We start from the raw sequence: 21,437 nt of genomic DNA on the forward strand, positions 1-21,437 counted from the left end.
CACGGAACGACCGCATTTATCGCTGAAAATGCAAACGCCCGATGTGGTGCATCGGGCGTCTATCGCCGGTTAACCCCGGCACTTTTCAACCGTTCTGAGTGTCAACGCAATTCAGGACGGGTCAGTCAGCAGACCCTGATCAGCCTGCCATGGCGTACGGAATCAGCGGCAGCAACATGGCCGCGGTCACGGTCGAATAAAGCACGCGGTCCCAGATCTCCAGCTTCGACTCTTTCATGGCATTACCCTCCGGTTGGTTTGGTGACTAAGGAGTCTTTATTTTGACCGGAATGATTTTTTTGATATCGGTACGTCTGCTACTGACCACAAACGCATTGTGGAAACTGCGCTAGACACGGCCCGGTGTCACTGCGCCGCTTGCCGCAGCGTTTGCACCACCGGGCGGCGCAACACGTCACGCAAGCCCCACCAGCCAGCCGCCAACGCCAGCGCCGCACCGGCCAGGGAACCCAGCAACGGCACCCACAGCGACACCGTCCAGGCAAAACCAAACACGTATTTGGCCAGTGCCCAGCCCACCGCACTGGCCACCACCGAGGCCAGGAACCCCGCCAGCGCACCTACGCCTGCCAATTCGATACGCTGCACCTGGCGCAGCAGCTTCTGGCCCGCCCCCACCGCGCGCATGATGGCGAATTCACGCGCCCGCTCCTCGCGCGTGGCGGTGACGGCTGCAAACAACACCACCAGCCCGGCCGCCAGCGTGAAGGCAAACAAAAACTCCACCGCGGCGCTCACCTGGTCCAGCACCCGCTGGATCTGCGCGATGGTGGCAGCCGTGTTGATGCTGGTGATGTTGGGGAACTGGCGCACCAGCGCGTTGTCAAACCCCGGCTGCGCGGGCGCCCGGAACGCGCTCAGGTAGGTGGCGGGCACGTTGTCGAGCTGCGCCACCGGGTACATGGCGAAGAAATTGGCCCGCATCGAGCCCCATTCCACCTTGCGCAGCGAGGTGATTTTGGAGGTGATTTGTAGCCCCCCGATGTCAAACGTCAGCGTGTCGCCCAGCGACAGGCCCAGCGTCTTGGCAATGCCTTCCTCGATGCTGATGGCGCCGGCCTCATCGGGCTGCCAGCGTCCGGCCACGGTCTCGTTCTGCTGCGGCAGTTGGGCGCTGTGCGACAGGTTGAACTCGCGGTCCACCAGGCGGCGGGCGCGGTCCTCGCTGTAGTCGTCAGGCCCCACCTCACGCTCGTTGATGGCCACCAGCCGCCCGCGGATCATGGGAAAGAAGTCAAAGCTCGTCACGCCGGCGTCTTTCAGCACCTGGGTGAACACCGGGCCCTGCTCGGGCGTGATGTTGATGACAAAACGGTTCGGCGCGTCTTGCGGTGAGGCTTGCCGCCAGCTGGCAATCAGGTCAGTGCGCAGCAGCACCAAGAGCACCAGCGCCAGCAAGCCCACCGCCAGGCTGCTGACCTGCACCACCGCAAAAGCGGGCCGTGCCGAGATTTGCCGCGTGGCCAACACCAGCGCGGTGGGGGCGGTGGCGTCATTGACACTGACGCGCAGCAGCTTGACGGCCGCCCAGCTCAAGCTGGCAAACAGCACCGTGGCACCGGCAAAACCACCCACCGCGATCAGCCCCAGCTTGAGGTCGCTGCTGGCGGCCATCAACAGCGCGGCAAACCCCACCATGCCCAGCCCCAGCACGCTGGCCGAGGCGGGTTTGAGCCCACCCACATCGCGCCGGATCACCCGCAGCGGCGGCACCTGCGCCAGTTGCAGCACCGGCGGCAGCCCAAAGGCGATGAGCAAGGTCAGGCCCATACCCAGGCCAAACAGCACCGGCCAGATCGACGGTGCCGGCAAGCTGGTGGTGACCAGCCCGGCCAGCAACGCCACAAAGCCCAGGTGCACCGCGTAACCCAGCAGCACCCCCAGCGCGCTGGCCAACAGGCCCACCAGCAAAAACTCCACGCTGTAGGCCGCAGCTATTCTGCGCTGGGGCAGGCCCAGCACCCGCAGCATGGCGCAATCGTCCAGGTGGCTGGCGGCAAACCCGCGCGCCGCCAGCGCCACCGCCACCGCACTCAGTAAGGCAGCCAGCAGCGCCACCAGGTTCAGAAACTTCTCGGCCCGCTCCAGCGTGGTGCCCAGTTCCGGGCGCCCGCCCTCCAGCGCATCCACCCGCAGGCCGCGCACACTGCGCTGCAGCACCTGGGTTTGCGCCCAGTCCACAAACACCTCCACCGCCGGGTCAGGCCCGGCCACCAGCAGCCGGTAGGTCAGGCGGCTGGCCGGCTGCACCAGACCGGTGGCCGCCAGATCGGCCTGATGGATCATGACGCGCGGTGAAAAACTCATGAAACCCGAGCCCCGGTCCGGCTCGGTGACGATGATGCGTGTCGCGCGCAAAGCGCTGTCACCCAGCAGCAGCGTGTCACCCATCTGCAGGCCCAGGCTCTCCATCAAGCCGGGGTCGACCCAGGCCTCACCGGGGGCGGGGATGTCGCGGGTCAGGGCGTCCGGCGCGTTGGGGCCGGTGCTGACGCGCAGGCTGCCGCGCAGCGGGTAACCGGCTTCCACCGCTTTCAGGGCCACCAGCTTGGTCTGCCCGCCCTGCGCCTCAGGCGCGCGGGCCATGGTGGGAAAACTCAGGGTTTGGGTGCGTTGCAGGCCCAGCGCTTGCACCTGTGCCAGAAACGCGGCGGGAATCGGGTTGTCGCTGACCACCGCAGCGTCACCGCCCAGCAACTGGCGCGCATCGCGCTGCAGGCCGCCCTTGAGCCGGTCGGCGAAAAAGCCGACCGCCGTGAGTGCTGCCACCGCCAGCGCCACCGCCACAATCAACAAACGCAGTTCACCGGCGCGTAGGTCACGCGCCAGCGAACGCCAGCCCAGAGTCAGGAAAGAAATCGTCATGGCTGGAAGATACCGCAGTCGGCGCCTGCCCCCGGCCCGGCGCCTGGGTTGTCCCCTGAGCGTCTGATGGCAAAAGAGCAGCGATTCAAGCCACCAGCGCGGGCAAAACAGCCACCGTCGTGACGGCTTGCGGGGTGGCATCAGACCACAGCTGAATCCGATTTTTGCCCGCCGCCTTGGCCTGGTACATCGCCAGGTCAGCCTGGTGCTGCAGTTCGTCTGCCGTGCGTTTGCCCGGTTGCGGAAAAAAGCTCACGCCGATGCTGGCCGAGACCTGCACCGAGTGGCCCAGCGCGTCCATCGGCTGGGCGGCGACCTCCAGCAGGCGATGGAGCGTGGGCAGGGCATCCCCCTGGGTGGGAAGGTCAGCCAGCAGGGCCACAAATTCGTCACCGCCCAGGCGCGCCAGGGTGTCGCTGTCGCGCAAGACGGCGCGCAGGCGGCATGAGAGGGTGATCAGCACCTGGTCACCGGCCTCGTGACCCAAGCTGTCATTGATGGCCTTGAAACCGTCCAGGTCGATGAACACCACCGCCAGCAACTGCCGGCGGCGCTGGGCCTGGTTCATGGCCTGGCGCAGCCGGTCATCCAGCAGCAAGCGGTTGGGCAAATCGGTCAGGGGGTCAAAGCGGGCAATGTGCTCGAGCTCGCTCTGGTAAGCCTTAATGTCGGTGATGTTGTTGAAAATCGCCACGTATTGCTGCACCTGACCACGCGAATCGGGCACGGCACTGATGGTCAGCATCTCGGCAAACGCCTCGCCGTCCTTGCGGCGGTTCCAGATTTCGCCACGCCAGTGGCCAGTGCCTAACAACTCGCGCCACATGGCCTCATAAAACGCCTTGTCCTGCCGGCCCGAGCTCAGGAACCGCGGGTTTTGGCCCAGCACCTCGTCACGGCTGTACCCAGTGATGCGCACAAAGGCGTCGTTCACGTCGGTGATGGTGGCGTCAGCCTGGGTGATCAAAATACCTTCGCGGATATTGGTGAACACACAGGCGGCATTGATGCGCTGCAGACGCTCGGACTCCAGCCGCTGTGCCTCCAGCGCCATCTGCCGCCGGTGAAAACCAACCGCCAGCACACTCAATGCCACCAGCACCGGCATCAGCACACCCAGCACGGTGGTGACCACCGACATCCAGCGCTGCAAGGCCACATCCCGGCGCAGGTGGGTCACCACGGCGAACGGGTACAGCGGCGACACCCGAAATGCCGTCAGTGCCGGCTGGCCCAGCGCCCCGTCGCTCTCCAGCTGGCCAAACTCCAGCTCCGAAAACTGCCGTGCCAACGCCTGGTTATCCGAGGCCCCGCCCAGCCTGTGGTCCGGGTCGGTGGACAACAGCCGGGTACCGTCCAGACGCAGCACCTCGGCCAACCCGGTCTGCCCATTCAACTGCTGCGACATCAGGTTGACCAGATAGTCGGGGTTCAGCGCCACCAGCAGGCGCATCTGCCCGGTGTCGTCTTGCAGCGGCAAGGTGGCCGCAATCAGGGTGCTGGCGGCACTTTGCGCGGTGCCAGGGCGCAGCGCCTGGCCATCGGCAAAATCACGCCCAACCCAAGGTTCGCCCAGGCGCAACACGGTTTGTTGCCCCTGAATCACGGGCAGATAGTCGCCCGTGGGCACCTGCCGACCCACATTGGCGGGGTTGCTGCTGGCCACGATGCGGTCATCGGCATTGATCAGCGACAGGGAGCGCAGATGCGGTGCGCCACGCAGCATGCGCTTGAAATCCGCTTCCACCTCACGCCGGTCCGTGGCTTTGTCGGCCCCGGCCAGCACCTGCGTGGCAGCCTGGGTGGTGGCGTTGAGGCTCTGGGTGAGGTGGTGCTCGAAACTGCGCGCCATCAGCGCCGAGACCTGAAAACTGCCCGCCAGCATCTCACTGCGCAGCGCCCACAGGGCCGACAGCGCGATTCCCAGCACCCCGATCACGCAGGCGGCCAGCACCACGAGAAAATTGCGCCAGGAGGGCTTGCGCGGCAGCATCAGCGTGTCACGATGGGGTCGAGCTTGTAGCGCTGGGCCGCGGCCAGCAGTCGCCCGTCGCGCTTGATGTCCGTCACAAAGGTGTCCAGCCGGGCGTGCCAGGCGTCGTCACCCGGCGCCAAGGCGTAGCCATACGGTGTGACGTGGTAGCGCCTGTCAGGCGCGACCAGCCGCGCCCAGTCGGCGTTGGCCAGAAAGCGCTGGCTGTAGGGGTAGTCGGTCATGAACACATCGGCCCGGCCGGCCTGCACCTCCTGCTCGCGGGCAAACGGGGTGTTGAGCACCAGCAGCTGCGCGTTGGCCAGCTTGGCTTTCATCACCGGTTCATGCAGCGTGCCCTGCGCAACAGCCACCACCGAACCTGGCTGGTCAATGTCAGCCCAGCTGCGAATACGCCGGTTGGTCTTGGAGGTGACGGCAAAGATGTCACTGGCCAGATGCGGCTGGGTGAAGCGCAGGCGCTGTTGCCGCTCGGGGGTGATGCCCACCGCAAACATGGCCACATCACAGCGGTCTTGCAGCAGGTCGTCGGCAAGCCTGGCAAATGAGCTGTCGACAAACGTCACCGGCACGCCCAGGTCCTTGCCCAACTCGTGCGCCAAATCAATGTCGATGCCGGAGAGCTGCTGGGTCTTGGGGTTGCGGTAGGTGATGCTGTAGTAGTCGGGCCAGATGCACACCCGCACGCTGTGGGCCGATTGCACCCGGCTCAGACGGCTGACACCGCCGTCCAACGCTGCCGCCGGGGCCGCAGCCGTTTGTGCCATCGACAGCGAGGCGGCGGCCAGCAGGCTCGCCAATGCCCAGGGGATTGCCAAAGTTCGCATGAAGCTGCTCTTGGTGGGTAGGGTGTCAACAATGGTTGACAGTCGCCCATTTTGCCACGACCGGTTGGGCGCCCGACCCCCGACGCAGCCGGCGGCAGCAGATCAGGTTTCTTTGGAGATCTTGATCGACGGGAACTTGCTGGAGAAGTCCTTGTTTTTGGCGGCAATCGCCAGCGCCACCTTGCGTGCCACCGCCTTGTACAGGCCCGCCACCTCGCTGTCGGGGTCTGAGGCCACGGTGGGGTGGCCGCTGTCGGCCTGGATGCGGATCTGCATCGCCAGCGGCAGCGCGCCCAGGTAGTCCATCTGGTACTCGGCGGCCATCTTCTTGCCACCCTCGGCGCCAAAGATGTGCTCCACATGGCCGCAGTTGCTGCACACGTGCACCGCCATGTTTTCCACAATGCCCAGAATCGGCACACCCACCTTCTCGAACATGCGGATGCCTTTTTTGGCGTCCAGCAAGGCGATGTCCTGCGGTGTGGTCACCACCACGGCGCCGGTCAGCGGCACTTTTTGCGACAGGGTGAGCTGGATGTCGCCGGTGCCCGGAGGCATGTCCACAATCAGGTAATCCAGGTCTTTCCAGTTGGTCTGGCGCAGCAGCTGCTCCAGCGCGCCGGTGGCCATCGGGCCGCGCCAGATCATGGCTTCGTCCTGCGGCACCAAGAGGCCAATCGACATCACCTGGATACCGTAGTTTTCCAGCGGCTCCATGGTCTGGCCATCCACGCTCTCGGGTTTGCCGCTGATGCCCATCATCATCGGGATGCTGGGGCCGTAGATGTCGGCGTCCAGCAGGCCGACGCGCGCACCTTCCGCTGCCAGCGCCAGCGCCAGGTTCACGGCGGTCGTGCTTTTACCGACACCGCCCTTGCCGGAGGCCACGGCCACAATATTTTTCACGCCGGGCAGCAGTTGCACCCCGCGCTGCACCGCGTGCGCGGTGATTTTGGTGGTGACGTTGACCGACACATTGGCCGCTGGCGCCACCGTCTTGACGGCGGCGATCAGGTCTTTGCGAAAACCAGCGACCTGGCTTTTGGCGGGGTAGCCCAGCTCCACGTCAAAAGCGACATCGCCCGCGCTGACCGACAGGTTTTTGATGGCTTTGGTGCTGACAAAATCGCGGCCGGTGTTGGGATCGATCACGCTTTTCAGCGCGTCCAGGAGGGTTGGTTCAGTCACGGTCATGGGTTTCTCCGAAAACGCCGAGTCTAGCCAAGAGGCAAAAGCCTTTTGGGGGGGCGCCTTCCTTGCATCAGGGTTTTCCCGCGCGGTGTGGCGGCGCACACGATTTCTTGCCAGGGGCTCTGGCGCAGCTGTCGATAATCCAGCGATGCCGCTTTACCCCGCAACCCCCCACCCTGCACCGCCCGCGGCTGAAACCGCCGCCGCCCTGATGCTCTCCGGGGGTGGCGCGCGCGCGGCCTACCAGGTGGGTGTGCTGGAAGCCATCTCGGAACTGCGCCAGCTGTGTGGCGCGCAAAACCAGCCCAATCCGTTTCCGATCATCAGCGGCACCTCGGCCGGGGCCATCAACGCCGCCTCGCTGGCCTGCGGCGCCGACCAGTTTGATGCCGCGGTACGACGCATTGGCAATGTCTGGCGCAACTTCCACGCCGAGCAGGTGTACCGGGCCGACTCGGTGAGCATGCTGCGCTCCGGCGCAACATGGATGACGCTGCTGTCCATGGGCTGGCTGATTGCTAAGTGGCGGCGCGTCAAGCCCAAGTCGCTGCTGGACAACAGCCCGCTGGCGGAACTGCTGAAAAAGATGGTACCGCTGGAGCGCATCCCGACGCTGATCCGCGACGGGCACCTGCAGGCGCTGGCCGTCACCGCCTCCAGCTACACCTCGGGTGAACACTTCACGTTTTACGAAGGCGACAAACGCCTGCTGCCGTGGACGCGGTCGCAGCGGCGTGGCCTGCGCGACAAGATTACGCACGAGCACCTGCTGGCGTCCAGCGCGATTCCGTTCGTGTTTCCAGCCATTCCCTTGCATGTGGAGGGTGAAACCGCTTATTTTGGCGACGGCTCCATGCGCCAGTCGGCCCCGGTGGCGCCCGCCATCCACCTGGGAGCACAGCGCATTTGCGTGATTGGCGCCGGGCGCGCGCATCAGGCCAAGATGCCCGGCACCGTTGGCAACGCGGGCAGTTACCCCAGCCTGGCGCAAATTGCCGGCCATGCGCTGGCCAATATCTTTCTGGATGCGCTGTCGGTCGACATCGAGCGCATCCGTCGCATCAACCAGACGCTGAGCCTGGTGCCACCCGACATGCGCGCGGCCAGCAACCTGCGCCCGGTGGACCTGCTGCTGATTTCGCCCTCGGAGCAACTCGACGAAATCGCCGCCCGGCATGTGCATGAGTTGCCCGCGGCCGTGCGCAGCGTGCTCGGCAGTCTGGGCGTGTCATCACAGACCTCGGACGAGCGTGGCGCGCCACTGGCCAGCTACCTGTTGTTCGAGACCGGCTACACCGGCGAGCTGATGGCGCTGGGCCACAAAGACGCCATGCGCCAGCGCGCCCAGATCTGCGCCTTTTTTGACTGGACCGATCCCGAGGCCGCGCCCCAGGCGCAACCAAGCCACGCGCTGCCAGCGCCCCACTACCCAGAACGCCGCCGCGACCCATTGCGCCTGCGCTGATGGCCGGGCTTGGCTTGGGGTGCGGTTCACACTGTCGTGGCGTCTCTCGTGCCCAACGCTTCATGTCAAACCCGGCCCGGCGACTGGGTAATGCGCATGCGGTTTTGGGGTGAAATCACGCGCGAAACCCGGTGATCAGTACGCCAGCGACTATTGACGCGCGCCTTTCACCCCAAAGCCCGGTCGCATCACCCAATCACCCTGCCTGGCGCTTTTGGGTTACACCGTTCTTGCCACACGACTTCATTTCTCTGTCTGACCAAGCAGACCGGGCTGTCCATGACTTTCCCCCTGCCAGCGCACCAAAACCGCTCGCAAAATCAGTCGGGTGATGCGATTTGCGGAGGTCAAGGAGGAGGCCGAAGGCCGGGGGACACGTAGCAAAGCGCATCGCCCGGCTGATTCGGCCAACAGTACCAACCCACCTCGGACCCAAAATCCATCTCATTGAAACCACACACTCAGCCAGATTCCCGCCCGCCAACTGTTGGCCCGCCAAGCAAGGTTGCCCGACTAAAATGGTGGGCTGTTTCAGAAAGACCCCGCCCCATGACCCGACAACTTTTCGTCACCACCGCCCTGCCCTACGCCAATGGCAACTTCCACATTGGTCACATCATGGAATACATCCAGGCCGACATCTGGGTACGCTTTCAGCGCATGATGGGCAACGCGGTCGATTTTGTCGGTGCCGACGACACCCACGGCGCGCCCATCATGATCGCCGCTGAAAAGGCAGGCGTGACGCCACAGCAGTTTGTGGCCAACATCGCTGCCGGGCGCAAGCAGTACCTGGACGGCTTTCACATCAGTTTTGACAACTGGCACAGCACCGACGCCCCGGAAAACCACGAACTGGCCCAGGCCATCTACCGGGGTCTGCGTGACAACCCGGATGGCTCGCTGATCGAAACCCGCACCATCGAGCAGTTTTTCGACCCCGAGAAAAATATGTTCCTGCCGGACCGCTTCATCAAGGGTGAATGCCCCAAGTGCCACGCGAAAGACCAATACGGCGACAACTGCGAAAACTGCGGCGCCGTGTACGCCCCCACCGATTTGATCAACCCGTTCTCGGCCCTGTCCGGCGCCAAACCGCAGCTGAAGAACTCGGTCCATTTCTTTTTCAAACTGTCAGACCCGCGCTGCGTGGCGTTTCTGGAGCAATGGACGCAAGACGGCAAACTGCAGCCCGAGGTGGCCAACAAAATCAAGGAATGGTTCACCGTCCGCACCAACCCGGACGGCACCCAGAGCGAAGGCCTGGGCGACTGGGACATCAGCCGCGACGCGCCTTACTTCGGCATCGAGATCCCTGACGCGCCGGGCAAGTACTTTTACGTGTGGCTGGATGCGCCCATCGGTTACCTGGCCTCGTTGAAAAACCTGCTCGACAAACGTGGTCTGGACTACGACGAATACATGGCCAACCCCGAGCTGGAGCAGTACCACTTCATCGGCAAGGACATCGTCACCTTCCACACCCTGTTCTGGCCCGCCACGCTCCACTTCAGTGGCCGCAAAACGCCCGACAACATCTTTGTGCACGGCTTTTTGACGGTGAACAACGGCGAAAAAATGAGCAAAAGCCGTGGCACCGGGCTGGACCCGCTCAAGTACCTGAACTTGGGGATGAACCCCGAGTGGCTGCGTTATTACCTGGCCGCCAAGTTGTCTGCCCGCAACGAAGACATCGACTTCAACGCCGACGACTTCATGGCCCGCGTCAACAGCGACCTGATCGGCAAGTTTGTCAACATTGCGTCACGCGCCGCAGGCTTCTTGAGCAAACGTTTTGACGGCAAACTGGGCGACGTGCATGAAGACGGTGCGGCGCTGCTGCACCAGTTGCGCATCGAGCGCGGCAGCATCGAACGCATGTATGACGAGCGCGAATACGCCAAGGCGCTCAAAGAAACCATGCTGCTGGCCGACCGCGTGAACGCTTATGTGGACGCCAACAAACCCTGGGATCTGGCCAAAAAACCGGACCAGGAAGCGCGCCTGCAAGGCGTGTGCACGGTGTGTATCAAGGCCTTCCGCATCCTCACCTGCTACCTGAAACCGGTGCTGCCGGAACTGGCCAAACAGGTGGAAACCTTCCTGAATATCGAACCGCTGACCTTTGCCAACATCGGCGAACCGCTGCAGACCGGCCACGTGATCGGCACCTACCAGCACCTGATGCAGCGCGTGGATATCAAACAACTGGAAGCCCTGTTTGAGCCCCCAGCCCAGGCTGATCAAGGGTCAGAAGCGGCTGAAACGGCTGCTGGCAAGTTGCCAGGCGGTGAAGCCATTGCGCCCACGATTCAAATTGACGACTTTGCCAAGGTTGACCTGCGTATCGCCAAAATCGTTGCGTGCCAGGCGGTGGCCGGGTCAAGCAAGCTACTGCAACTCACACTCGACGTGGGTGAAGTGGATGACGCGGGCCAGCCGAGAACCCGCAACGTTTTCAGCGGCATTGCCAGTTGCTACCAACCCGAACAACTCACCGGCAAACTCACCGTGCTGGTGGCCAACCTGGCGCCACGCAAGATGAAGTTTGGCGTGAGTGAAGGCATGGTGCTGGCCGCCAGCCACGCCGACGAGAAAGCGCAACCGGGCATTTACGTGTTGGAGCCTTTCCCCGGCGCGCAGCCAGGCATGCGCATCCACTGAGCCCGCGAGGGCCGCATGATTCCCGTGTTGCGCGGCTGGACGGCGGTTCAGCGCACCGCCAAAAACAACCTGCATCTGGGTATCACGCTGTGTTTTGTGGCCGGTGCCACCAACGCCGGTGGCTTTTTGGCGGTGGGGCAATACACCTCACACATGACCGGTGTGGTGTCGTCCGTGGCGGACAACCTGGTCACCGGCAACACCTACCTGGCGCTGGCCGCCCTGTCTTCCTTGCTGGCGTTTCTGGGCGGCGCCATGACCAGCGCCTGGATGGTCAATTGGGGACTGCGCCGCCAACTGCAAAGCGCTTACGGACGGCCTTTGCTGCTGGAAGCTGCGCTGCTGCTGGTGTTTGGTCTGTTTGGCTCGGGCATCAACCATTTCGGCGTGTTGTTTGTGCCGATGACGGTGCTGGTGTTGTGCTTCATCATGGGTTTGCAAAACGCCGTGATCACCAAAATATCCCGCGCTGAAATCCGCACCACCCACGTCACCGGCCTGGTCACCGACCTGGGCATTGAATTGGGCAAACTGTTCTACATCAACCGGCTGACCCGTGACACCCTGGTGCGGGCCAATCGCCAAAAACTGGCGCTGCTGGCCAAGCTGATTGGCAGCTTCTTCATTGGCGGACTGATTGGCGCTGTCGGTTTCAAGGCCATCGGTTACATCACCACGGTACCGCTGGCGATCTTGTTGATCCTGCTGGTTTGGCACCCGGTGCTCAACGACGCCAAACACTGGATCGACCTGGACTGAGCCTGAGCTCGGGCCACACGGTGCCGTCACAACGGCCATCCACCCCAAAATACCATATAGGCTGGAGATAGACCGTTCAGTTCATATGGATACGCATTGGTATCGCATACTCCACCTGCCACATTTTTGGCGGTTCAGGTCCATCCTGATTTTGTTCGGAGTTACTGATGAAAAAGACATTGATCGCTTCTGTTCTGGCCCTCGGCGCGGCTTTCTCTGTGCAGGCCAAAGACATTGTTGACACGGCCGTGGGCGCTGGCAACTTCAAAACCCTGGCCACGGCACTCACGGCCGCGGGCCTGGTTGACACGCTCAAGGGCAAGGGCCCGTTCACCGTGTTTGCCCCCACAGACGCAGCTTTTGCGAAGATCCCCAAGGCCGACCTGGACGCCTTGCTCAAAGACAAGGCCAAGCTGACCTCGGTGCTCACCTACCACGTGGTCGCGGGCAAAGTGATGGCGGCTGACGTGAAAGCGGGCAAAGTCAAGACCGTGCAAGGCTCTGAGTTGACTGTGTCCACTATGGGCGGTGTGATGGTAGACAGCGCCAAAGTCACCGCCACCGACATCGTGGCCGACAACGGCGTGATCCATGTGATCGACAGCGTGATCATGCCCAAATAAGGTGGCCAACGATGCGAAAGCTGTTTTGCTTTTTGGCGGTGTGGATGCTCGGGGGTGCTGCCATGGCGGTTGAAGAACCCAAGTTTGAAGTTCTGGCTCAGGACGGCAGGTTCGAGGTGCGCCGGTACGCGCCCTTGATCGTGGCCGAAACCTGGGTGGACGGCGACATGGACGCCGCCTCCAGCAAGGGTTTCCGGGCCATTGCGGACTACATTTTTGGCAACAACACCGCACCCCAAACGCAGCAAAGCAGCAAGATCGCGATGACCGCACCCGTGACCCTGGAGCCGCATGGCCAGCCCACCCAGCTGGCCATGACGGCCCCGGTCACGGTGCAGCCCGCGCCTGACGCGCCGGGCTGGGTGGCGGCGCAGCGCTGGCGGGTGCAGTTTGTCATGCCCAGCCAGTACACGCTGGCAACCCTGCCGCGGCCCAACAACAACACGGTGACCTTGCGCGAAGTGCCAGGCAAAACGGTGGCCGTGGCCACCTACTCCGGCTTCAACACTGACAACCGGATCCAGACAGAAACCCAGGCACTGCTTGGCTGGATGCAGTCCCGCCAGCTGCGGGCAGCGGGCCCGGCGCAACTGGCGCGCTACGACCCGCCGTGGACGCTACCGATTTGGCGCCGCAACGAGATCCAGATCGGTGTCAAAGCGGCCGGCACCTGAACCCAGGCCCGTCAGACCATCACCGCATCCACCGTGCGGCGCAAAGACCTGGGCAGGGTCGGCCCCCGCCCGAAACGCACCACCAGATCAGGTCGCTGTCCCCCCAGACCCAGGGTACTTGCCAGCTGCGGGCGCAATGCCGCCACCTCCACCGGCTGGTTCAGCATCGCGTTGCGGATGCCCAATGCGGTGGCCTGCAGCGCAAAACGCTCATAACAGCGCCCCACCTCCACCCAGTGCGCCTTGTTGTTGGCCTGGCCCACAAACACCGCGATCCCTGCCGAGCTGCGCACCTGCCGCGCCAGCTTGTCGTTCTCACTTTTTGGGGTGACCACCCACTCAAATAACCTGTCACCCAACCAGGCCGGCACACTCGGGTTGCCCGACGCCGCGCTGTACAAACCATCACGCGTGCGCGCTGCGTCCGCGCCGTTAAAACGCAGCCAGGTCTTGAGTTCGGTGACAAAGGCCGGGTCAGCCAGCTGAGTCGTGTTGCCCTGCAGAATGAGATCCAGCACCTGCGTCATCGCTGCGGGCTCGGTCAACAACAGCAGCTGCACGCTGTTTGAGCTGCCCGCACGCTGCAGCAGCGCCAGCTCGGCCACGCTGAGCGGCTGAGCGTCATAGTCGCCACGGGTGCATTGGCGCAGCGGGATGGCTTTGAACAGATCGGTGGCCTGCGCCGCCGTGGGGCTGAGTCCCACGCGCAGCGTGTCGGTGGCGGGATCAAACACCCCCTCGCCCTGGAGCCCATGGGCCAGCGCGGCCTGGGCCAGGTTTTCGGCCGCGCAACCCAGCGACACAAACACATGGTGCAAGTCCGGGTCCACCACAGGACACAAGCGCGTCCGGTCAGGCAGGATGCTGATGGCCTGGCCACTGCCATCAATTACAAACTTCCAGCACTGCGTGTTGTGACTAGACGGCGCCAGCGTGGCGTAACGCACCAGCTCACGACTGAGTGCGGCGCCATTGAACCCGGTCAACGCCCCCAGCCGCCAGGTCTGGTCAGACACCGACTCATAACTGTTTTCTGCGGGTTCTGATGAGCAGCCCGATAGCAGCGTGGCGCTGCCCAATAGTGCCGAGGTGGTGAAGTTTCTGCGTGTAAACATGGTCTCAATCCCTTGCCCCACACCGGCCGTTGAAAAGGGGTCGGTGTGATGGCAGGATTGTGCGCTTGGTCGGTTTCAGGGCACTGGGTGACATCAGGCCAGCGGTGTGGTTCGCCTACCTCGGCCACTCCTTGTACTTCGTTGGGCCAAGATCGGTATCTTGAGCGTTGAGGATGTCGAACAGAGCTTGGTGCCGCAGGTTCTCGGAGCCCTTGTTTCGATGACGGAACTGCTTCAGCCACGTGTACACGTCGGCAAGCTGCAAGAAGCGGCTTAAGTGCGAGTGAGTAAAGTGCACCGAATCGACGAGGTTGGTGATCCTTTGTCCGTACTGGAACTCGGTGCCATTGACTCGGTAAGACGACAAGCTAATCGCGCACTTAGCCGCTGATGAATCAGTGTCGCGATCACCGATAAGCATGCCCATCTTCCTCCGCGCTTGCATCAGTTGGTTCGAGCGCTCACACAAGAACATGAAAGCAATGTCGGAAGCGGACTGACATGCATGCAGCTTTGCGCTGTTTATCTGGATGTCGATCAGGCCGACCTGCTTCAGCGACAAAATTTCGACAAACTCCTTCAATAGATCAAGTCGCGCACCGAAGTCTTCCCAGGATTTGAAGTGGGCTTTGCGATGGAATATCTCAGCGGCATGAAACTCCGTGCCGCGGTCGAGCACTGCATTGCCGAAGGACTTTTCGGCCAATAGAGTGATGCGCGCTTCAACGTCTGCAAGGTCTGCTTCATCGATGCACACACCACCAATGTGATAAACCGGATAGTCCTTGTCATCCTTCGCCTCGTCAAAGAAGATAAGTTGCACCGCAGAGTCACCTCAAAATTTCGTGGAATGGCTTCTTGTCAAGAATTGCAGCCCGCACCTTGCTCCGCAGCAACGCTATTAGGTCGCGTTCGTCTAAAAGCAGCATGACGATCTCGCGGAGAGTGCACAACGCCATCGTCTTGTTGTTTGAGTGGGTAACGCACTCAGCGATGGCAGAGGCCGTGAAGTCAGAATTCGAAATGAAGAGGCCGCGTACACCCTCGCGCGCGAACAATCGCATCATGTGCGAGCCCAAATCCGAAACTCCCACTGGCGTGCTGATCCACTTCATCTCAACAAGGTAGATGTGCCCCTCGAACTCGACTACACCATCGATCTGCTCGACGATGAGGCTACCCGCCGGGGCCTGCCGCTTGAAGTCCTCGCGCACCAGAATGCCATATGCGCGGAATAGGTCATTGAGCACACCTTCCAGTTGCTTGCCGCGCTTCTGTGGCTCGGCATCCATGCCGAAAAGCGCGTTCAGGCGGTCGCGCACATCCAGAATCTTTCGGCTTTTCTCTGCGGCCACTTCCCGCTCAGCACGCGCCTTTGCGGCGACCTCAGCCTGCGCTGCCTCGCGCTGTTGGTTCATGCGCGTAAACGAATCACGGTGGTTAACAATGCGAGCGAGATCACCGACGTTTGCCTTAGCCTTGTGCACATCGTTTTCCCAGCACATCGAAAAATGTTCGAACTCGACCACGCGCTTGATAATTTCACGGCGTGGCCCTAAGCCAGCATCGCCACGCTTGTTCAATTTTTCCAGTACGTCACGCACTATTGCAAACTTGCTTATCGATTTGCGGTCAGCGCGCACCTTGACCTGCATCTCAGCAACATCTTCGTTGGGCACGCCGGCACCACGCAGGAACAACAGCACGTCTTCCTTGCCCTTGCATAGCAGAGGGATCGTGTCTACGAGCAGGTTAAAAACGTCAGGCGGATAGTGAAAACGGTCGTCCATGATGGAATTGTGCCTTGGTCTCGAACCAGGGCATTTCGATACTAGGATGTTTGCATCGTAATGCGGCGACAGCTACACCATGACTGCCGGAATTGCTATCGCCGTTCCTTCTGGCTCCGAGTCAAAGTCCACAACCCAGAACAATCCCCCACTACTCCTGCTCGCGCGGAGTTGGTCGCCGCGAAGTGGATGCCTATGTGCTCCCAGTGATTATTTCAGTTTGCTATCATTTTTGGATGGAGGTGCCACATAGCTGACTATCGCGACCGGCAGGTGCTAAGCAGCTCCCGACAGTGGAGCAGAACCCTGAGTCACGGTTCTTTTGACGGCAAACAAAAGCCGCTCGCCAGCAGGGGATGGGTTGGGGTGGCGGCCAATTTCTGCGCATTTGGCAGTATGAGGCCGCCGCCCCAACCCATCCCCTGCCACCCACAATCGCCGAGTCTTAAAGCTCTTGGCCTGACTCCCCACACACTTCCAACACACACCCCCGCAACCAGCGGTGCGCGGCATCACCATCCATACGCGGGTGCCAAAGCATGGACACGGTGATCTCTGGTGCGGGCAGCGGCAGGGCAAAGCTGAACAGGCCAGCGCGCAACTTGCCGGTGTGGCGCTCGGGCACTGTGGTGATCAGGTCGGTGGCGCGTGTGATGGCCAGTGCGGCTGAAAAACCGCCAACATAGGCGCCAATCACCCGCTCCAGCCCCAGCGCGGACAAGGCCTCGTCCATCACACCTTTTTCCAGACCACGGCGCGACACCAGCACATGTTGGCCTGCCGCATAACGGACAGGTGTGATCTCACCCTTGCACAACACATGACCATGTCGCACCACACCCACAAATCTGTCATGGAACAACACACGGGTGCGGACCTCGGGGCCAGTGTCGTCGCCCACCACACCGGTTTCCAGATCGACACTGCCGTCGCGCAAGGCGGTGCTGTGTTTGTCGAGCTTGGGCACAAAACGCAGCCGCACGCCAGGTGCTTGCTGGTTAACGCGCCTGATCAGGTCCGGGCCAAAGTTCTCGGTGAAGCCGTCGCTGACCCGCAGGGTGAAGGTGCGCACCAGCTGTGACAGGTCGAGCAACTCGGCGGGGCGCAACACCGCCTGGGCTTCCTGCACCAGTTGACTCACCTGCGCACGCAGCTGCAGCGCGCGGGGGGTAGGCACCAGGCCGCGCCCGGCCCTAACCAGCAGCGGGTCGCCCAGAGTCTCACGCAGGCGCGCCAGGGCGCGGCTCATGGCAGACGGGCTCAGGTGCAGCCGCTGCGCCGCACGCGTCACATTGCCTTCGGCAAGCAACACGTCCAGCGTGACAAGTTGGTTCAGATCAGGGGTAGACATGGGGTGGGCTGGGCGCTGAGAACTGGCGTCAGACGCAATCACACAGTGCAAATGTAGCGCCTTCCGCTCTGGCACTGCCGTCCCTACGATCCAGACATCAACCCTTCAGGACAGAGCCCAACATGATTTCCAACCCCCCGACACAGACCGATAGCGCAGTGCAGATAAAACCTGCAGCAACGTGGGTGCTGCTGAGCCTGTCGATGGCCATGTTGTTGTCCTCACTGGGCACCAGCATCACCAACGTGGCGCTGCCGACTTTGGCGCAGGTGTTTGGTGTGTCCTTTCAGGCGGTGCAGTGGGTGGTGCTGGCCTACTTGCTGGCCATCACCAGCCTGATTGTGGGTGCCGGACGGCTGGGTGACATGCTGGGTCGCAGGCGGCTGTTGCTGGCTGGCATCGGGCTGTTCACTGTGGCCTCAAGCTTGTGCGCTGCCGCGCCCACACTCTGGCTGCTGATCGCCGCCCGCGCTGTGCAGGGCCTGGGAGCGGCGATTCTGATGGCGCTGACCATGGCGCTGGTGGGTGAAGCCGTGCCCAAAGACAAAACCGGCAGCGCCATGGGTTTGCTGGGCACGATGTCGGCGGTGGGCACCGCGCTGGGGCCCACGCTGGGTGGTGTGTTGATTGGCAGCGTGGGTTGGCAAGCCATTTTTTGGGTCAACGTGCCGCTGGGTGTGCTGACCTTTTTTCTGGCGCGGCGTTATCTGCCCGTGGATCGCCCGGGGCCAACGAAGGCCTGGACCAGTTTTGATGGATTGGGCACGCTGGTGCTGGCGCTGACACTGGTGGCTTATGCGTTGGCCATGACGCTGGGGCGCGGCAGTTTTAGCTGGCTCAACGCGGTGCTGTTGCTTGCTACGGCAACCGGGGCGGTTGTGTTTGTGTGGGTGGAGAAGCGGGCGGCCGCCCCCTTGATCCGATGGGCCATGTTCAGCAACCCGGCATTGAGCGCGGGCTTTGCCATGAGTGCCCTGGTGACCACTGTGGTGATGGCGACGCTGGTGGTGGGGCCGTTTTACCTGTCTGGCGCGCTGCAGCTTGATGCCGCCCGTGTGGGCCTGGTGATGTCGGCCGGGCCGGTGGTGGCGGCGCTGGCGGGTGTTCCCGCCGGGCGTCTTGTGGACCGGCTGGGTGCAGACCGCGTGAGCAACGGTGGGCTTTTCGCCATGGTGGCGGGCTGTGCCGCGCTGGCGCTGCTGCCAACCCGGTTCAGTGTGCCGGGCTACGTTTTGCCGCTGGTGGTTGTCACCGCAGGTTATGCGCTGTTTCAGGCGGCCAACAACACCGCAGTGATGCGTGATGTGCCAGCCGACAAGCGGGGTGTGGTGTCTGGCCTGCTGGGCCTGTCACGCAACCTGGGGCTGATCACCGGCGCCTCGCTGATGGGGGCGGTGTTTGTGGCCGGGTCAGCCGCCACCGGGATGGGGGCAACTGACCCGGAGTCCGCGGCGGCGGGTATGCGCGCCACCTTGGCTGTGGCAGCAAGTCTGGTTGCCGTCGCGCTGGTTATTGCGGCTGGCAGCCGGGCCAGTGCGAAGGCGCAGCAGCTGTGACAACACCTTGGCCGCGAACGCGGGCTGGCAGAAGGCTAAAGCTCGGTGTATTTTTTGTTGGAACCGCGCGCCTTGTCGACGGGGTACTTTTTGGCATTGGCCTGGATTTTTGACGCCACGGCGGCATTGAGGTCAATGCCCAAATCGTGCGTCAGGTAAGTCATCAGGATGGCGATATCGGCCAATTCGTCGGCCATCTCGCCACGCCGCGCTTGGACAATCTCACGCGCCTGGCCTTCCGAGGCCCAGCGAAACGGCTCCAGCAGTTCCGCCGCTTCCACCATGAGTGCCGTGGCCAGGTTGCGCGGGTTGTGAAACTGCTCCCAGTCCCGCACCCGGCGGAATTCAAGAAGCTCCTGGCGTAAGTGGTCATTCAGCACGGGCGTTCTCCTCAGAAACCGTTCAAGCTTGCGTTTGACGACGTCACCTACGTCACCCGCCGCCGCACCGCTTGGAGTATGCCGCGCAAAATGTCCACCGGCTCCGGCGGGCAACCCGGCACGGTGACATCCACCGGGATGACGTTGGCCACCCGGCCGCAGGTGGCGTAACTTTCACCAAAGATGCCGCCGTCACAGGCGCAGTCACCCACCGCCACCACCAGTTTGGGCTCGGGCGTGGCGTCATAAGTGCGTTTTAAGGCCATTTCCATGTTGCGCGACACCGGGCCGGTCACCAGCAGCAGGTCGGCGTGGCGCGGGCTGGCGACAAACTTGATGCCCAAACCTTCGATGTTGTAGTACGGGTTGCCCAGCGCGTTGATTTCCATCTCGCAGCCGTTGCAGGAACCCGCGTCCACCTCACGGATGCACAGCGCCTGCCCCAAAATGGATAACAACTCGGCCTGAATGCGCGAGGCCTCGGCCTGTGCGGCTTCACCAATGTCGGGGGCCGCTTCGGTGCGGATGCCGACCCGGGCAATTTGTTGGACCACTTTCCAGATCATGCTGCGGTCCTCATAAGTCTTGCCCCGAATAACTCAGGTTGAACGATTTGTTGATCAGCGGAAAGTCAGCCACGATGTCGTTCATCACAGCATGCTCCAGCACCGGCCAGTTTTGCCACGACGGGTCGTGCAGATGGCAGCGCTGGATGCGGTGGCCCTGGTCGGCGCCGGTCAGTTCCAGTGCCACCACAATCTCGCCGCGCCAGCCTTCCACCCAACCCGCCCCGCGCGAGGGCTGATCCGGCAGCTTGACCGGGCTGTGCACCTCGCCGTCAGGCAGCTCGTTGAGGATACGCTCGATCAGCCGGACCGACTCCAACACCTCCTGAAACCGCACTGATGCGCGCGCGCCCACATCACCGCGCGAATGGCTGGCCATCACCACCCGCAGCTTGTCGTAAGGCACAAACGGGTGGTCACAACGCACATCCCAGCTCTGGGCGCTGGCCCGCCCGGCCAGGCCGGTCATGCCCAGCTGCGCGGCCAGCGCGGGCACCACCCGGCCGGTGGTGATGAAACGGTCTTGCAACCCGGCATGGTCTTCAAAAATGTCGGCCAGCTTGCGCACGTCGGGCACCAGCGCCTGGCAAGTCGCCCGCAACTGGGTGATGCCAGCGGCCTGAAGGTCGGCCCGGACGCCGCCAGGCACGATGCCGTCCATCATCAGGCGGTGGCCAAAGGCGCCCTTGCAGGTGCGCAACCAGTCTTCACGCAGCCGCGAAAACTGCGCCAGCGCAAAGGCAAACGCCACATCGTTGCCCAACGCGCCCAGATCACCCAGGTGGTTGGCGACCCGCTCACACTCCAGCATCAACGCACGCAGCCAGGCGGCGCGCTGCGTGATGGTCGTCTGGCACGCGGATTCCAGCGCCATGTTGTAGGCCCAGGCGTAGGCCACGGTGGAGTCGCCCGACACCCGTCCGGCCAGCCGGTAAGCGTCGAGCGCGGGCAGCTGCGTCATGCGCTGCTCGATACCTTTGTGGGTGTAGCCCAGGCGCTGCTCCAGGCGAAGCACTTTTTCGCCAACGATGGAGAAGCGGAAGTGCCCGGGTTCGATCACGCCGGCATGCACCGGGCCCACCGGAATTTCATGCACGCCGTCGCCCTCGACCCGCACAAACGGGTAGTCGGTCAAAGCGCCGGGCGACGGCGTCGGCAAGGCCAGCGGGTCTTGCAGCAGCGGGTGGTGGTCCGCCGCCCAGGCACCGTGGTTCAACCACGGGCGCTGGTCATGCGCACCGAGTGCCTGAACGCCTGAGAGCTCGGCCGCGGCCCGCTGCATGCGGCTGGCACATGGGAACACGGCTGACAAATCGGGGTAAGTGGCCGGGCCGTCTTGCGCGGCCAGCGGCAGCGCAAGCCAGAACAGGCCTTCCAGCGTGACATAGGCCGCACAGATGGCGCCAGCGCTGAAAGGTGCTTGAGCAACAGCTTCGGCAGGCACCGCACCGCCCGCCCACACAGCCACCAACCGGCCACCTGCGTCACGCACCGCCACGGCAGCGGCTTGCCACTGCGCTGGCGTCACCTGTGCCCAAAACATCGGCACGGGGGCAGGCAGCTCGGCAAACGCCAGATCCAGACCGGGTATCTTCAT

General features: G+C 63.0%; 17 protein-coding genes. 6 read left to right on the plus strand and 11 right to left on the minus strand.

The window, feature by feature from the left end; translation table 11 throughout:
- Positions 1-366 precede the first annotated feature (366 nt).
- From LHU53_RS15190 to apbC, 4 genes are all read right to left on the minus strand, one after another.
- Positions 367-2,886, minus strand: coding sequence for an ABC transporter permease (locus LHU53_RS15190; protein WP_227333503.1), 2,520 nt, complete (start codon positions 2,884-2,886; stop codon positions 367-369).
- 85 nt (positions 2,887-2,971) lie between these two features.
- A complete protein-coding gene (locus tag LHU53_RS15195; protein ID WP_227333504.1) occupies positions 2,972-4,879 on the minus strand; it encodes a diguanylate cyclase domain-containing protein in 1,908 nt (635 codons plus the stop codon).
- The gene (locus tag LHU53_RS15200) at positions 4,879-5,706 is read right to left on the minus strand and encodes an ABC transporter substrate-binding protein (protein WP_227333505.1); all 828 of its coding nucleotides are present in this window, start codon (positions 5,704-5,706) and stop codon (positions 4,879-4,881) included. The genes LHU53_RS15195 and LHU53_RS15200 overlap by 1 nt, the downstream gene beginning before the upstream one ends.
- Before the next feature lie 102 nt (positions 5,707-5,808).
- Positions 5,809-6,900: an iron-sulfur cluster carrier protein ApbC gene (gene apbC / locus LHU53_RS15205; protein WP_227333506.1), complete on the minus strand. Its 1,092-nt coding sequence runs from the start codon at positions 6,898-6,900 to the stop codon at positions 5,809-5,811.
- Between the two features lie 145 nt (positions 6,901-7,045).
- On the opposite strand from apbC, the gene LHU53_RS15210 reads away from it, so the two are divergent.
- The 5 genes from LHU53_RS15210 (at position 7,046) to LHU53_RS15230 (ending at position 13,082) form a co-directional block, all read left to right on the plus strand.
- The gene (locus LHU53_RS15210; RefSeq protein WP_227333507.1) at positions 7,046-8,362 is read left to right on the plus strand and encodes a patatin-like phospholipase family protein; all 1,317 of its coding nucleotides are present in this window, start codon (positions 7,046-7,048) and stop codon (positions 8,360-8,362) included.
- Between the two features lie 549 nt (positions 8,363-8,911).
- Positions 8,912-11,026 (plus strand): methionine--tRNA ligase, encoded by a 2,115-nt coding sequence (gene metG, locus LHU53_RS15215; RefSeq protein WP_227333508.1) that lies wholly within the window; start codon positions 8,912-8,914, stop codon positions 11,024-11,026.
- Positions 11,027-11,041: 15 nt separating this feature from the next.
- Positions 11,042-11,785 carry a YoaK family protein gene (locus LHU53_RS15220; protein ID WP_227333509.1) on the plus strand — a complete coding sequence of 248 codons (744 nt, stop codon included), beginning with the start codon at positions 11,042-11,044 and terminating at the stop codon, positions 11,783-11,785.
- A gap of 167 nt (positions 11,786-11,952) precedes the next feature.
- The gene (locus tag LHU53_RS15225; RefSeq protein WP_227333510.1) at positions 11,953-12,408 is read left to right on the plus strand and encodes a fasciclin domain-containing protein; all 456 of its coding nucleotides are present in this window, start codon (positions 11,953-11,955) and stop codon (positions 12,406-12,408) included.
- An 11-nt stretch (positions 12,409-12,419) separates the two neighbouring features.
- A complete protein-coding gene (locus tag LHU53_RS15230) occupies positions 12,420-13,082 on the plus strand; it encodes a heme-binding protein (RefSeq protein ID WP_227333511.1) in 663 nt (220 codons plus the stop codon).
- 11 nt (positions 13,083-13,093) lie between these two features.
- On the opposite strand, the gene LHU53_RS15235 is transcribed toward LHU53_RS15230, so the two are convergent.
- The 4 genes from LHU53_RS15235 to LHU53_RS15250 form a co-directional block, all read right to left on the minus strand.
- Positions 13,094-14,197, minus strand: a complete 1,104-nt coding sequence (locus LHU53_RS15235) for a Tat pathway signal protein (protein ID WP_227333512.1) — start codon at positions 14,195-14,197, stop codon at positions 13,094-13,096.
- A gap of 115 nt (positions 14,198-14,312) precedes the next feature.
- A complete protein-coding gene (locus LHU53_RS15240; protein WP_227333513.1) occupies positions 14,313-15,020 on the minus strand; it encodes a DUF3800 domain-containing protein in 708 nt (235 codons plus the stop codon).
- A 7-nt stretch (positions 15,021-15,027) separates the two neighbouring features.
- On the minus strand, positions 15,028-15,987 hold the full coding sequence (locus LHU53_RS15245; protein ID WP_227333514.1) for a restriction endonuclease: 960 nt from the start codon (positions 15,985-15,987) through the stop codon (positions 15,028-15,030).
- A 445-nt stretch (positions 15,988-16,432) separates the two neighbouring features.
- Complete coding sequence (locus LHU53_RS15250; RefSeq protein ID WP_227333515.1) at positions 16,433-17,338, minus strand: LysR family transcriptional regulator; 906 nt, start codon at positions 17,336-17,338, stop codon at positions 16,433-16,435.
- Positions 17,339-17,460: 122 nt separating this feature from the next.
- Here LHU53_RS15250 and LHU53_RS15255 point away from each other — a divergent pair, with 122 nt between their 5' ends.
- Positions 17,461-18,894 carry an MFS transporter gene (locus tag LHU53_RS15255; RefSeq protein ID WP_227333516.1) on the plus strand — a complete coding sequence of 478 codons (1,434 nt, stop codon included), beginning with the start codon at positions 17,461-17,463 and terminating at the stop codon, positions 18,892-18,894.
- Between the two features lie 35 nt (positions 18,895-18,929).
- Here the strand turns inward: LHU53_RS15255 and LHU53_RS15260 are convergent, their stop codons facing one another.
- From LHU53_RS15260 to LHU53_RS15270, 3 genes are read right to left on the minus strand one after another with little or no spacing between them, the layout of a single operon-like run.
- On the minus strand, positions 18,930-19,274 hold the full coding sequence (locus tag LHU53_RS15260) for a nucleotide pyrophosphohydrolase (RefSeq protein ID WP_227333517.1): 345 nt from the start codon (positions 19,272-19,274) through the stop codon (positions 18,930-18,932).
- Between the two features lie 47 nt (positions 19,275-19,321).
- Positions 19,322-19,840, minus strand: a complete 519-nt coding sequence (locus LHU53_RS15265) for an NADH-quinone oxidoreductase subunit B family protein (RefSeq protein ID WP_255632056.1) — start codon at positions 19,838-19,840, stop codon at positions 19,322-19,324.
- A gap of 10 nt (positions 19,841-19,850) precedes the next feature.
- Positions 19,851-21,437 (minus strand): NADH-quinone oxidoreductase subunit C, encoded by a 1,587-nt coding sequence (locus LHU53_RS15270; protein WP_227333518.1) that lies wholly within the window; start codon positions 21,435-21,437, stop codon positions 19,851-19,853.

It is taken from the genome of Rhodoferax sp. U2-2l (genome assembly GCF_020594515.1).
Lineage (GTDB): Bacteria > Pseudomonadota > Gammaproteobacteria > Burkholderiales > Burkholderiaceae_C > Rhodoferax.

Excerpts from the sequence above, each read along its gene's own strand:
- LHU53_RS15190 (WP_227333503.1), bottom strand. The coding sequence starts at position 2,886 with ATGACGATTTCTTTCCTGACTCTGGGCTGGCGTTCGCTGGCGCGTGAC.
- LHU53_RS15195 (WP_227333504.1), bottom strand. The coding sequence starts at position 4,879 with ATGCTGCCGCGCAAGCCCTCCTGGCGCAATTTTCTCGTGGTGCTGGCC.
- LHU53_RS15200 (WP_227333505.1), bottom strand. The coding sequence starts at position 5,706 with ATGCGAACTTTGGCAATCCCCTGGGCATTGGCGAGCCTGCTGGCCGCC.
- apbC (WP_227333506.1), bottom strand. The coding sequence starts at position 6,900 with ATGACCGTGACTGAACCAACCCTCCTGGACGCGCTGAAAAGCGTGATC.
- LHU53_RS15210 (WP_227333507.1), top strand. The coding sequence starts at position 7,046 with ATGCCGCTTTACCCCGCAACCCCCCACCCTGCACCGCCCGCGGCTGAA.
- metG (WP_227333508.1), top strand. The coding sequence starts at position 8,912 with ATGACCCGACAACTTTTCGTCACCACCGCCCTGCCCTACGCCAATGGC.
- LHU53_RS15220 (WP_227333509.1), top strand. The coding sequence starts at position 11,042 with ATGATTCCCGTGTTGCGCGGCTGGACGGCGGTTCAGCGCACCGCCAAA.
- LHU53_RS15225 (WP_227333510.1), top strand. The coding sequence starts at position 11,953 with ATGAAAAAGACATTGATCGCTTCTGTTCTGGCCCTCGGCGCGGCTTTC.
- LHU53_RS15230 (WP_227333511.1), top strand. The coding sequence starts at position 12,420 with ATGCGAAAGCTGTTTTGCTTTTTGGCGGTGTGGATGCTCGGGGGTGCT.
- LHU53_RS15235 (WP_227333512.1), bottom strand. The coding sequence starts at position 14,197 with ATGTTTACACGCAGAAACTTCACCACCTCGGCACTATTGGGCAGCGCC.
- LHU53_RS15245 (WP_227333514.1), bottom strand. The coding sequence starts at position 15,987 with ATGGACGACCGTTTTCACTATCCGCCTGACGTTTTTAACCTGCTCGTA.
- LHU53_RS15250 (WP_227333515.1), bottom strand. The coding sequence starts at position 17,338 with ATGTCTACCCCTGATCTGAACCAACTTGTCACGCTGGACGTGTTGCTT.
- LHU53_RS15255 (WP_227333516.1), top strand. The coding sequence starts at position 17,461 with ATGATTTCCAACCCCCCGACACAGACCGATAGCGCAGTGCAGATAAAA.
- LHU53_RS15265 (WP_255632056.1), bottom strand. The coding sequence starts at position 19,840 with ATGATCTGGAAAGTGGTCCAACAAATTGCCCGGGTCGGCATCCGCACC.
- LHU53_RS15270 (WP_227333518.1), bottom strand. The coding sequence starts at position 21,437 with ATGAAGATACCCGGTCTGGATCTGGCGTTTGCCGAGCTGCCTGCCCCC.